Source organism: Leptothermofonsia sp. ETS-13, from assembly GCF_049200465.1.
In the GTDB taxonomy this organism is placed as follows: Bacteria; Cyanobacteriota; Cyanobacteriia; order Leptolyngbyales; family Leptolyngbyaceae; genus Leptothermofonsia.
In genome coordinates, this window is the sequence record NZ_CP120836.1 from 516212 (window position 1) to 528620 (window position 12409).

Here is a 12409-nt window from a genome sequence, read left to right on the forward strand (position 1 = left end):
ATGATAAAAGCACTAATCCTGCTGGCCCTGCTCTGGATTCTCTGGTTGGTTAGCTCCCGTCGGTGGCGACGTTGGCTTCTCCGTCCCTTTGCGATTTTGGTCGTGAGCTTCTTGATTATCACTTCTCCAGTAATGGTTGCCCTTGCAACCTGGAGCTTGACTTTTTCACTACCAGCAGACACAGGTGAACCTGTCGATTCGATTGTTGTTTTGGGGCGAGGCGAGGCATTACGTAACTGGCGTGTCGAAGTGGCAGATCAACTGTGGGAAAATCATCGAGCCGACAAAATTTTTGTCAGTGGTATGTCAGACGCTCGAGAAATTATTGACTTATTAGAAGACAGGGGGGTATCAGAATCTGCCTTGAGCGGTGAGCGTTGCTCTGAAAGCACAGAAGAAAATGCTCTATATTCCAGTGCGATCTTGTACCCCCAGGGTATTCAAAAAATTCTGTTGGTAACAGACTCACCCCATATGCTGCGATCGCTACTCTCATTCCAAAGAGCAGGATTTCAAGTCATTCCTCATCCCAGTCAACTACCCTCTCAGTGGAGTACTCAAGAACAAATTTCTTTAATTGCTCGAGAATATTTGGGATTGGCACAATACACCCTTACCGGTCGATTTAAGCCAAGATCTACTAACGAATTGGAGCATGTGCCCGCTAAAACTTCAAAGAGACTTTCCGATCCAGGTTGTAAAGTTCAAGCAAAATAGTACAGATGCTTCTGTGAAGCGTTTCTTGAAGAGTCGAAAACCCTTAAAAAATAATTCCTGTATAATGCCTGGCTTTCACAATGAAAATTGACACCTGTTTCGTCCTTTCGCTCAAAAACCTTCTTCACAAAATTGATGTCAAAAATTCTTCTATTTCCCTGAATTTCACGTAGACTTTATTGGAGAATAATCGATGTACCGCCGACCCAATCTTTCATTTGGCGACAATTATGAATGATTTCCCCGACTTCTCCCACTACCACTATTGGGTTGAGAAGGAACTTGGACACAACCGGGCAGGTGGTCGGGTGACTTATCTGGCAACAGATACCAAAACCCAGCAAAAAGTTGTCATTAAGCAATTTCAGTTTGCCAAATCGGGTTCAAGTTGGTCAGGCTATGATGCTTACGATCGCGAAATCCAACTCTTGAAAGAACTGAATCACTCTGGCATTCCACGTTATCTTGATGCATTTCATACCGATGATGGCTTTTGCATGGTGCAAGAGTACAAAAATGCAGTTTCCCTGGTGGAATCTCGCAGTTTTAATCCAGAAGAGATCAAGCAAATTGCGATCGCAGCTTTGGAAATCCTTGTTTATCTCCAAAATCGAATTCCACCCGTCATTCATCGGGACATCAAACCTGCCAATATCCTGGTCAATGACGAAGGTGATGTTTATTTAGTAGATTTTGGATTTGCCCATGTGGGTGAAGGGGAAGTCGGCGTTAGCAGCGTGGTCAAGGGAACGCTCGGCTTCATGCCACCAGAGCAACTCTTTAATCGTCAGCTTACAGAAGCATCAGACCTTTATGGACTGGGCATGGCGCTCATCTGCCTTCTGACTAATACCAAGTCTGATCGAATTGGGGACCTGGTTGACATCAGCTACCGGGTTAGCTTTAAGCACCTGGTTCCCAAATTGAATGTTCATTGGGTGAACTGGCTAGAAAAGATGGTAGAGCCCCGTTTGAAAGATCGTTTTCCAAACGCCGTTACCGCTCTGGCAGCCGTACCAACCTCCCCTTTACGTCCCCCAGAAGCCCAATTTAGCCAATCGAACCTGGAATTTAAGGCATCACGGTTAGGAGAGCAACTCATCCAATCCGTTGTCATTACAAACCCTATTCCAGAAACCCTTTTGGAAGGGGAGTGGAAAATCGCCCCCCAACCCCACGATCCACCCTCAGAGATTTATCAATGGATCGCTGTAGAACCAGTCACATTTACAGGCAGCGAAATCGAGTGCCAGATAACAGTGGATACTCAGAAACTGATGGCTGGCAAAACTTACCATCGTAAGCTGTTACTCCATACCAACACCTTAGCGAAGACTTACCCATTACATCTCGTCATTCAAACGGCTGCTGCCCCGGTCCATGCGAACATCTTGCCCTACGGACTATTGTCTCTCCTGGGCCTATTTTCATTAGGAATTAGTTGGCTAGCGGCCTGGGTAATCCTGGTTGCAGGAACGGTCGCAGAGTCAGCAGGTATGGCGGGATTGGCGAGTTTGTTGGGTGCTGGTATTGGATTGGAACTGGCTGCCTGGTTAATGCGTTCATCAGGCTGGTGCGTTGGATCTACGGCCAGTACACTAGCCGCAATTGGGGTAGGGATCGCTGTGTTGATGAAGATCGTGTCAGGTACCATCGCTCCAACTGGACCGATCATTATCATAGGGGCGGGGGTTGGTGTCATTGGTGGAGCCACGATTGGAATTGCACTGGGTACAGTGGTGGAAAAACTGACGACAAAGGGGCATGGGAAAGGGCTTGCAATTGTCGCCTCCTTACTAACTGTAATTTTGGGCAGCAGTTTAGGTTTAGGCTTAACCGTCAATTTTGCCAATCCACCTGTTCTTACGATTTTGATCATGGCTGGTTTATTGCTAGTTACTCTGATTCTGCATCTGAGTTTCAAGCGAATGAATGCGATCGCAACTCATCTCAAATTTGAAAGACGTTTTATCAAACCGTAAACAGATGTCAGTTGGGTCTACCACTGGTGTAACTGTTGTGCTTGCTCAGGCGTTGATAGACGGTTGCCAAAGCATGGATATCTCCCACATTGCCTGGAAACAACACGACGGGCAAGTGAGGAAATTGGGGATGGTTTGCCGGAGTTCGAACCATTGAAACGCCAGGTAAAACCTGACCTAAAAGGTTAGCAGTTCTGAGTGCCAATCCTTTGCTGAGGGTATCGTTGGAGGTAATTCCTCCTTTGCTGATTAAAAAGCCGATATCGCCGGGTAAATGACGCAGGATATCCATCAGCAGAGTAGAAACAGCCTCGCCAAAATTCAAACGCGTCTGCACATCGTCGAAGGTGAGTTCCTGACGACTGGTGTAGATGACGGGGGTTTTTCCGGTTGCATGGATTTCGTTTACCTGCTGGGCGATCGCACTCAACAAGTCTCCCCGTGGGTCACCCGTGGTTTCTAGCAGGCGGGCAACGTTTACCATGACGCCCACTGTACCAGGTTGTTGCAGCAGCGACTCTAGCTGCTCAGTCGTTTTCTTGACGTGGGAACCGACAATCACAGCACCGGCTTTGCCTGCGCGCACATAGGTTGCCATATCTTCGGCGGCGATCGGTTGGGGGGGCAGGTCTGCGAGGGCCGTTAGCAGGCTGGCAGCACTGCGAAATAGAAACCGCTTGCCCTGGGACGCCGCCATTAACACTTCTGCAGCAAAGCGGTTCAGGTCTGCCTGCACCTCGGCATCCACCACACAGCACTGGTTATCGTGCAGATTCATCAATCGCTCCAAAACGCCTGCACGAATATCTGCCAGTAGAAATCGCTCAACGCTATCTGCGGCAATCCGCCCCCGGGTCTTTTCGGCCACGTAATCTGGCAGATAGCTGTGGTGGTAGCCAAATACGGAGTCTTGCGCAAACTCAGTTTCATGAACAGGGGTATCGACCCCATTCACTTTGAGGTAATGAATGCTATCCCGTGTGATGCGTCCGCCTTCAAAGAAAGCAGGGGTGAGAAAGTGGGCATCAAAGGGACCCAGTTCTGCGGCAATTACGTCCGTTTCGATTGGATAGTGCCCTCGGAGTGTAGAGTCGGAGCGGCTGACGACCAGAAAATCATGGATGTTTTCCAAAGAAAGGGCTTGCTTCAGGTTTTGGCACACTTCTCGTGTCACCATCGCCGCCTTTTCGGGTGTCAGAGCTCGTGTATTGGTCAGGATGAAAAAGATGGGAGACGGGTCGGATAGCCCTAATCGCAGCGTTTCCACATCCCATTGCATCAATAGCAGACAACTGTGAACGGTTTGCGACCCCGTTGGGTCATCGTCCAGAACAATGATTTTGGGTTTCGTCATCGGCGGCGGGCAATCGCGATCTATGCCGATTATACGGAATCTCGAAGGGAAGTCCCTTTGAAAAATGCCACCCCTGTCTATATTCCTCACTCGATAGCGTCCACACTCAATCTTCAGATGTGCTAGGTTCGGAGGGGTTTGGTGTTTCGGGGCAAATTGGGATGACAATAGGCGTTTGGGTGTTAGGCGACCAGCTATGGGAGGGGCAGGCAGCTTTACAAACCTGTAATCGAGAGAAATCTAACACCCCTGTTATTTTCATCGAATCGCTCAACCATGTTCAAGCAATCCCTTACCACCTGCAAAAGTTGGTGCTGGTCTGGTCAGCCATGCGCCACTTTGCCGAAGAATTGCGCCAGGCAGGATGGCCAGTAAGCTACTACCGGGCAGCGAAGGATTTTCAGGCACCGCTTCAGGAATGGGTGGTGCAACACCGAATTACTGAGCTAAGGGTTATGGCCCCCACAGACCGTCCCTTTGCCCAACTGATTCAGAGCCTGAACCTGCCCTGCAAAATTACCCTCGTTCCCAGTAATCGCTTCCTCTGGAGCGAAAAAGACTTTAACCAGTGGGCGGGTAGTCGCAAGCGTCTGCTGATGGAAGACTTTTACCGGGAAGGCCGTCGCCGCTTTCGAGTATTGATGGAGAGCGATCGCCCCCTGGGTGGACGCTGGAACTTTGACAAAGAAAACCGCAAACCTCCCAAAGGTGGCTTAAAAACCCCAAAAGCCCTGTGGTTTAAACCCGATGCCATCACTCAGGAAGTGATTGACTGGTTAAAGCAGAGTCACCTGTTTCAACGGAATCATCAGTACTGGCAAATTGAACCCTTTCGCTGGGCTGTCACCCGGCAGCAGGCTCTCCAGGTATTGGACTTTTTTATCCACACCCGCCTGCCCGGTTTTGGTCCCTACCAGGATGCCATGCTTACAGGGGAACCCACCATGTGGCATAGCATGATCTCTCCTTACCTCAACATCGGGCTGCTTCACCCTCTGGAAGTGGTGGAGGCAGCGGAGCAAGCTTACCTGAAAAATCAGGATTCCTGGGATCTGAGTAGCGTAGAGGGCTTTATCCGTCAGGTGATGGGCTGGCGGGAGTATATGCACGGAGTCTATCACTACACAGACAATAGCTATCCTCAGCGAAACGAGTTTAACCATATCCATCCGCTTCCAGAATTCTTCTGGACGGGAGAAACGGATATGAATTGCCTGCACCAGATCCTGACCCAGGTGAAGGAAACAGGTTACGCTCACCATATTCAGCGGCTGATGATCCTGAGCAACTTTGCCCTGATTGCGGGGCTTTCTCCCCAGGAAGTCGAAGCCTGGTTTCATGCAGCCTTTATCGATGCCTATGATTGGGTGATGCAAACCAATGTGATTGGGATGGGGCTATTTGCAGATGGTGGCATGCTAGCATCCAAGCCCTACGCGGCTTCCGCTAACTATATCAATCGCATGAGCAACTATTGTGGTCAGTGTGTTTATCGGGCGATCGCCCGTACTGGAAAAGACGCCTGCCCCTTCAACTTTTTCTACTGGGACTTCCTGGACCGCCACCGCAGTCAACTCAGCTCTCAAGGACGCATGAGCTTTATCCTAAAAAATCTGGACAAAATGCCTCCCGAAGAACTGGCCGCCATTCGTCAGCAGGCAGCGGAGTGGCACCGCTTTTCTTAACAGACGTTCAACAATTCCTGACTTTTTGACTGTTTGCAATTCTTATCTTTTACTAGAGTTTTCCCCAGAGATTCCACAGAATTTCCACATGGTTTCCACAGATTTCCCTAAAGTTTTCCACAGAATTTTCTGACTTTTCCACAAGAGTTGACGGCAGGATCGGTTCTTTGTATGTTTCCAGGGATTTTTGCAAATCCAGTTGGAAATGGCCCGTTTGTATCGGAAATTGTAAAGTTGCGTAACGGGGATCAGCCTCAAACCTGCATTCGTTCGTCAGAACCTTTTCGAGTTGCAGCAGATTGAAACAATTTGAAGCATTGACAAGGCTGCCTAACCACGAACAGAATGAAGCACTTACGCCCTAATGCGAGCGCTTTGAGCTAAAACTAAACGTAGCTGCTTGACCCATCAGAAGGTTGCGTCTGGTTCTTGCTACCTTGGCACTGGTTTAATATGGCCTGTCTGTCGTCTTTCCACAGGGTGCAAATTAGCTTTTTGCTCCAGCTTCTACTCGCCCAAGCAACACCTGAGGTTTCCATGAACACGACCGTCAGCATCCTGGCAGATATTCCAGAAGACCTCCACAATGCCCTCACCCATTACTTGGAAACCCACCCGGATTGGGATCAGGATCGTGTGTTTGCCGCTGCCCTGTCTCTCTTTCTGTTGCAGAATGGAGAATGCGATCGCCGGGCTGCGCGAGTTTACCTGGATAGTTTGTTCAAACAGATCGTGTAGCGATTTTAGATTTTGGCGATTCTTTTGCACTACGGCGCTGAAAGATTCTAGATTTTTAAGAGTGAATCCCAACGCTCAAATCCAAAATCTACAAGAGGTTATTCATGGCCTATTACTGGTATAAAGCATTTCACATCGTTGGTTTTGTCACCTGGTTTGCAGGTTTGTTTTATCTCGTTCGTCTGTTTGTCTATCATGCAGAAGCCAATGATAAGCCTGAGCCCGCCCGCAGCATTCTGAAAGAACAGTATGAGCTGATGGAAAAGCGGCTGTATAGCATCATTACGACGCCAGGGATGTTGTTAACAGTAGCGATGGCAATTGGGTTGATTAGCACTGAAACAGAAATTCTGAGACAACCCTGGCTACACGTCAAAATTGGGCTGGTGCTGCTGTTAATTGGCTATCACCATTATTGCAAGCGGATTATGAAACAACTGGCTGCTGGGGAATGCAAAATCACGGCTCAACAGTTTCGCTGGCTCAATGAAGCACCAACCATCTTTCTGGTGGTAATTGTGATGCTGGCTATTTTCAAGAACAATTTGCCAACGGACTTGACTACTTACGTAATCGCTGGAATGGTTGTTGCCTTTGCTGTTAGTATTCAGCTTTATGCCCGTAAGCGGCGTTTGGACAAAGAACGGGCCGAAGCCGAAGCGAATGAGCTGGTTAGCACCGCTAGTTCTGGCGGTTCAGCAGCGTAAGTTAGCATAACCACCACAAACCAGAACAGGCCAAAGCTGAAATTCGCTCTGGCCTTTGTCTTGCCTGTGCCTGATATAGCGTTCACAAATAGTTTGTGAACCCCTGCACCCCGTCCAAATTTTAAGAAGGAGCGCTATATGAATCCATTTAAATGATTACTCTTTGTCCGGGCGGGCTGTTCGCCCATAGGGGTGATGTAATAACTGAATTAGCTCTGAATTTCTATAACCCTTTCAACATTTTGTTTAAAATTTGTTTAAAAAGCTGCCTCGAAAGTATTTTCTTTGCTATGTCAACTGTACTTTTAGACAGGCGGCTTAAGTATGAATGCTTCGACTCCTTCCGTCTCAACGATTAATCAGTTTGATCTGGAACAAATTGAAGCTGCTCAACCAGAGCCGATTCTTGGCTATTTTGTAACCAGCACTGCCCCAATTAATGTGGAGGAAAAAGAGCCCACTCCACCGGCTGAACCAGTTAAGGGGAAGATTCGGAAGATTGCTCAGTTTTTAGTAGAAAGCAACGACCCGGAGATTGTTATTGCCATTCACGGCTACGGTACAGAACGAGCTGATGCCAAGGCTCGGTACAAAAAAATTCTTAAATATGGTGCCGAGATCTGCAAATCAAGAACTCATGTTTTTTTGGGTTACCTCTGGCCTTCTGAAAAACCAACGGGCGATCGCACCATCAGCGATACCGATGGTTCAGGTCAAAGTAAGATTGGAAATACTTGGAGTGCTCTGCCAAAACTATTAAGGATCATCTTTGTAGGAGGAGTCTTAGTTACGCTCTTAACAGTTGTACTGCTATTTTTCTTACAATCTTCAAATCGGTTACTGATACCAATCCTGATCATTGCTGTTATTCTATTTTCACTCATACTGACCCTCATCTTTTTCAGGCTCTCTACTTATTTTCGAGATCACTATCGAGCAACTAATTTTGGAGTGTTAGACCTGGTTGAGCTAATCAGGCAGATCGATCAGGCCGTTTACGAAATTTACTTAGTTATCAACTTAAAATTTGAGCATATTCAGGGAGAATTGTCAGCGGAAATCAATCTCAACAAAGAAGAATGGGAACTTAAAGACTGGCAAGGAAAACTGGCAATCTGGGATCAAATTAGCGATTTGAAGAAAGTAGAAATTCAGAAAAACCTAAGTGACGCTATAGCCTTAAAACTTAGAAGGATTAGCTTAAATTTCATTGGACATAGTATGGGTTGCTTTATTGTAACCAATACAATTCGTATTCTTTCTGATGTTTTTGATCAGTTGGCAGTGGCAAAGGTACCAACCTCAGAAATTGGTCAGGTATTTTGTCTGGATCGGTTAATTCTGATTGCACCAGACATCCCCGTAGAAGCGATCATGCCCAGACGAGCCAATTTCTTACAATCTTCTTTACGTCGCTGTAAGGAAGCCTATGTATTTAGCAACGAAGCCGATCTGGCAGTCAGACTTGCCTCAACTGCCGCTAATTACTTCAGCTTCCCGGCCAAGACGCGTTTTGGCGGTTACCGTCTAGGGAATATCACGGTGAAACGGTTTACTGGCCAAAATGACTATCAAAACCGACGACTGGAAGAGAACGATTATGGCATTGTTAACCGCCGTGAAAATGCAGTAGAGCTACCGTACTACTATCTTGAAATTCGAGCATCAGCCCATGATCACAGAAATTTAAGCGAAATTAGAGATCCCGATGAGACTCAAAAAGAAGCGGGAGATATTCTGGTTTCAGACCTGTTCACTTATTTTGACTGTACCGATTATATTGATTATAAAGGAGATGCGGTTGAGTACGAAAAAAACCCCGCTTTAGCTGAGGCAAACAGCAAGCAAAGGGGAGTTGTCAGCTATGCTCTCCGGAAATCAGCTTTGAGCTTTTGGGATTATTTTTTTCTTGGCTTTTCCTATTTCTTTGGTTGGTTCAGGTTTATTTTTAGCTGGTTCAGGATTCAGTTTATTTTTAATTGGTTAACATCTCGTTTTAGCTGGCTGAGGTCAATTAATGTTCATGGTGGGTTTTTCGATGGGATCTACAGCCAGCAAGCTATCTACAAACTTGCTTTTCTGGGATTCAAAGATTTTTTGAGAACATTGGATGTAGAAGGAAAGCTTGGAGAAACCCCCTACAATGAGCTCTCTACTGAAGCCAGGGAATACTTACTAAACAACCTTTCAAACCAGTGCCAGAAAAAGGGAATTCAGGTTATTCTGGCTCCTACTCGTTATGAAAAAAATGTTTTGATGAAGGGTTAAGTAGGTAATACCTGGAACGCTGCAATCGGGCTGAATTAAAACAACCTCACCTTCATCCAGGACAACACCCAGCACCAACACTTCAGACATAAAGCTGGCAATTTGTCGAGGTGAGAAGTTGGCCACGGCCAGCAGTTGTTTGCCAATCAATTCCTCTAATGTATAGAACTTCGTGATTTTAGCGCTCGACTTTTTGACATGATATTTTCCAAAATCAATCTAAAGTTTGTAGGCTGATTTCCTGGCTGGCTTCAGGAAAAGCCTCTGCTTTAACAACCTCGTCTATCTAGATTTCAACTTTTTCGACATCTTCGTGAGTGATTAGTGTAATTGGATTTAGATTTATTTGCCCAATAGCTTTACCAAACCAATACCGCTAAAGTACAGGGCTACAATCGCTCCCCCCAACAAGCTTTGGGTCAGGGGGTCTGTAGATGGAGTCAGAACGGCTCCAACTACCGCAGCCCCAATTAAGATAAAGCGCCAACCAGCCAGCATCTGGCTGGAGGAAACAATGCCCAGCAAGCCCAGCAGCGCTTGAATAATAGGAACCTGAAAGGCCAGCCCGGTGCTGAACATGAGCAGCAGAACAAATTCAAAGTAGCGATCGATCGACCAGAGTTGCTCCACTACGTCTGCACCGTAAGAGATAAAAAATTTCAGTGCAGCCGGAATCAGAGCGACGTAGGCAAATACCAACCCTGCAATGAATAGAATGCTAGAACCAAACACAATCGGCCCCAGCAACCGCCGTTCTTTCCGTGTTAAACCAGGCAGAACGAAGGCAATAATCTGGTACAGAATGACTGGGCTAGCTACCAGAACACCACTATAGGCGGCCACTTTCAGGGAAACAAAAAAGTACTCTCCAGGTGCAAGCTGAAGAAACTTAACGGGTCCGGCTGGCACTTGCAGCAGTTGGACAATGTGCTTAACTACAGTAAAACAACCAACAATACCAACCCCAACTGCAATCAGCGCATAGAAAATTCGCTGTCTCAGTTCTTCCAGATGGTCAAACAACGACATTTCCACGTCGTTAGGCAGTTCATCCTCATCAATCAGTGCAGATGAAGCCGTAAAGGGTGCATTACTAGAGGCTGAACTGGCTGAGTCAGCGCCCAATTCCTGGTCAGATGGAGTCTCTAATTCCGGGGAGGCGGTCATTGGTCGGGCTTCCGAAGCATCTGTCACTTATTGTATGGCAGCAAACTCATCAATCGTGTAGATCCGCTTCCCAAACAGAAATATAGATGCGATCTTTTTCGTCGCGTTGAATAGTGCCTTTTAAATTGCCTTTAGAGAAGGAGTATTCATTCGACTGACGCTGGTAAACCCGCTGCAACTCATCCAATGCTTCAGGGGCGCTACCACCCATCATGCCGTTGAGGGCAACTTTCATTTGCATCAAGTCCACGGATTGGGCAAAAGAGGCTTCCGTCTGGCGGACTTTTCCACTGGAGATGTCGTAAATATAGGCCAGCGTCACAGCATCTGGAACCAGATTGTATTGAGCAGTGCGCGTATTTTTCCAGTAGCCTTTATTTTCCTGGGTAGGTTCTCCCAGGGCTGCCTTAATTTCGCTTTCCGAGCTGCCAGTAGGAAATCCAGGAATGGTTATCGTCAAGGTTTCACCGGAATCAGGTTTCGGCTCCTCTGAGGGTTTGGGTTCTGGGGATTCCTCGGCGGCTTGGGTAGTGGGTTTCGGCGATGGACTGGGAGTGGGGGAAGGGCTGGGACGCGGTTTCGGTGATTCCGCAACAGAGGGAGTGGGGGAAGGGCGGGGTTCTTCAACAACTTCAACGGTTTCCGGTGCCTTCATCGATCTGAACCAGAATGCTCCTATAGTGACTCCGGTCAGGGTTAGAACGGAGAGACCGAACAGAATCAAAAGTGGGTGGAACCCGCCAGAGCGACGTGGGATTTGGGGAGCAACGGTCGGCTGAACAGCGGTGTGTTTATCTGGAGCTGTGTATTCATTGGGAGCAGAAGACGGCCAGGGGGCTGGTGGACGGGGCGCAATGGGAAGGGTGGCTTCGGTTGTGGGCGGGGGAGGACTGGTTGGGAGAGGCAATGGGGAGATGGGTGAACCGCGGCCAGAGTAGCCATCGGGCAGAAGTGACAGCCATTCATCAATGCTGGCGGGACGATGCCGAACTTCGATCGCCATTCCCCGCAGCACCGCCTGATTCACGGCGGCACTCAGCTCAGGTCGGATATGGCGAGGTTCGGGCATGGGCTGGCGATCGCGCAGGATCGAGGCCACTGGTATCTCAGCGGTCAAAAGGCTATAGAGGGTTGCGGCCAGTCCATACACATCCGTTGCAGGAGTGCGCTTCTCCTTCGCCATGTATTGCTCAATGGGTGCATATCCGGAGGAAATCAGGTTGGTGTGGGTCTGGGTAGAACCGGGTGTAAACTCGCGGGCAATCCCAAAGTCAATCAGCACCACCTGATCGGTACCCTGGCGCAGAATGATATTTTGTGGCTTCACATCCCGGTGCAGTAAGCCATTCTGGTGCACAACTTTGAGGGCGTTAGCAATCTGCCGGATATAGTGGAGTGCTGTGGTTTCTGGCAGGGGGTGATTCGGAAAAACAACCTCTTCCAGGGTCGGACCGGGAATATAGTCCATCACCATGTAGGCCCGGCCCGCTTCAATGAAAAAGTCACTCACCCGAACAATGTTGGGATGGACACACAGCGCCAACCGACGAGCTTCATCTTGAAACTTTCGCTGATAGTCGGCATAGTGGGGGTCATTCCGAAATGCCTCATTGGGAGTTTTGATGACCACCACCTGACCCAACAGGTGATGGGTGGCTTTGAACGTGATCCCAAAGCCGCCCCGGCCTAACTCCTGATCCAGAGTGTACTTACCACTCTGGAGTCTTGTGCCAATTAATACATCCATCACCGATTCTGAGCTTTGAGTTCAGTGTCTGGTTTGATCAACTC

General features: G+C 48.0%; 10 protein-coding genes. 6 read left to right on the forward strand and 4 right to left on the reverse strand.

Annotated features, from left to right (window positions below; all coding sequences use genetic code 11):
• Entirely contained in the window at positions 1 to 717 is a 717-nt protein-coding gene (locus P4D80_RS02445) for a YdcF family protein (protein WP_421657263.1), read from the forward strand.
• Between the two features lie 230 nt (positions 718 to 947).
• Positions 948 to 2699 (forward strand): serine/threonine protein kinase, encoded by a 1752-nt coding sequence (locus tag P4D80_RS02450; RefSeq protein WP_421657264.1) that lies wholly within the window; start codon positions 948 to 950, stop codon positions 2697 to 2699.
• Positions 2700 to 2706: 7 nt separating this feature from the next.
• Here P4D80_RS02450 and P4D80_RS02455 read toward each other — a convergent pair whose 3' ends face one another.
• Positions 2707 to 4053, reverse strand: a complete 1347-nt coding sequence (locus P4D80_RS02455) for a four-carbon acid sugar kinase family protein (protein ID WP_421657265.1) — start codon at positions 4051 to 4053, stop codon at positions 2707 to 2709.
• A gap of 119 nt (positions 4054 to 4172) precedes the next feature.
• Between P4D80_RS02455 and P4D80_RS02460 the strand changes: the two genes are divergently transcribed.
• The 4 genes from P4D80_RS02460 to P4D80_RS02475 all read left to right on the forward strand — a co-directional run bounded on the left by P4D80_RS02460 (position 4173) and on the right by P4D80_RS02475 (position 9451).
• The gene (locus P4D80_RS02460) at positions 4173 to 5738 is read left to right on the forward strand and encodes a cryptochrome/photolyase family protein (protein ID WP_421657266.1); all 1566 of its coding nucleotides are present in this window, start codon (positions 4173 to 4175) and stop codon (positions 5736 to 5738) included.
• A gap of 537 nt (positions 5739 to 6275) precedes the next feature.
• Positions 6276 to 6476 carry a DUF2811 domain-containing protein gene (locus P4D80_RS02465; protein ID WP_421657267.1) on the forward strand — a complete coding sequence of 67 codons (201 nt, stop codon included), beginning with the start codon at positions 6276 to 6278 and terminating at the stop codon, positions 6474 to 6476.
• 104 nt (positions 6477 to 6580) lie between these two features.
• On the forward strand, positions 6581 to 7183 hold the full coding sequence (gene hemJ, locus P4D80_RS02470) for a protoporphyrinogen oxidase HemJ (protein ID WP_421657268.1): 603 nt from the start codon (positions 6581 to 6583) through the stop codon (positions 7181 to 7183).
• Positions 7184 to 7507: 324 nt separating this feature from the next.
• A complete protein-coding gene (locus tag P4D80_RS02475) occupies positions 7508 to 9451 on the forward strand; it encodes a hypothetical protein (RefSeq protein WP_421657269.1) in 1944 nt (647 codons plus the stop codon).
• On the opposite strand, the gene P4D80_RS02480 is transcribed toward P4D80_RS02475, so the two are convergent.
• The 3 genes from P4D80_RS02480 to P4D80_RS02490 form a co-directional block, all read right to left on the reverse strand.
• A complete protein-coding gene (locus P4D80_RS02480; protein ID WP_421659473.1) occupies positions 9371 to 9670 on the reverse strand; it encodes a hypothetical protein in 300 nt (99 codons plus the stop codon). The two genes, P4D80_RS02475 and P4D80_RS02480, sit on opposite strands and share 81 nt — an antisense overlap.
• 123 nt (positions 9671 to 9793) lie before the next feature.
• Positions 9794 to 10618, reverse strand: coding sequence for a twin-arginine translocase subunit TatC (gene tatC, locus P4D80_RS02485; protein ID WP_421657270.1), 825 nt, complete (start codon positions 10616 to 10618; stop codon positions 9794 to 9796).
• A 49-nt stretch (positions 10619 to 10667) separates the two neighbouring features.
• On the reverse strand, positions 10668 to 12365 hold the full coding sequence (locus tag P4D80_RS02490) for a serine/threonine protein kinase (protein WP_421657271.1): 1698 nt from the start codon (positions 12363 to 12365) through the stop codon (positions 10668 to 10670).
• Positions 12366 to 12409: the final 44 nt, after the last annotated feature.

Bases quoted from the DNA above. Each gene is read 5' to 3' on its own strand.
- hemJ (WP_421657268.1), top strand. From the start codon at position 6,581: ATGGCCTATTACTGGTATAAAGCATTTCACATCGTTGGTTTTGTCACC.
- P4D80_RS02475 (WP_421657269.1), top strand. From the start codon at position 7,508: ATGAATGCTTCGACTCCTTCCGTCTCAACGATTAATCAGTTTGATCTG.
- P4D80_RS02455 (WP_421657265.1), bottom strand. From the start codon at position 4,053: ATGACGAAACCCAAAATCATTGTTCTGGACGATGACCCAACGGGGTCG.
- P4D80_RS02445 (WP_421657263.1), top strand. From the start codon at position 1: ATGATAAAAGCACTAATCCTGCTGGCCCTGCTCTGGATTCTCTGGTTG.
- P4D80_RS02450 (WP_421657264.1), top strand. From the start codon at position 948: ATGAATGATTTCCCCGACTTCTCCCACTACCACTATTGGGTTGAGAAG.
- P4D80_RS02490 (WP_421657271.1), bottom strand. From the start codon at position 12,365: ATGGATGTATTAATTGGCACAAGACTCCAGAGTGGTAAGTACACTCTG.
- P4D80_RS02465 (WP_421657267.1), top strand. From the start codon at position 6,276: ATGAACACGACCGTCAGCATCCTGGCAGATATTCCAGAAGACCTCCAC.
- tatC (WP_421657270.1), bottom strand. From the start codon at position 10,618: ATGACCGCCTCCCCGGAATTAGAGACTCCATCTGACCAGGAATTGGGC.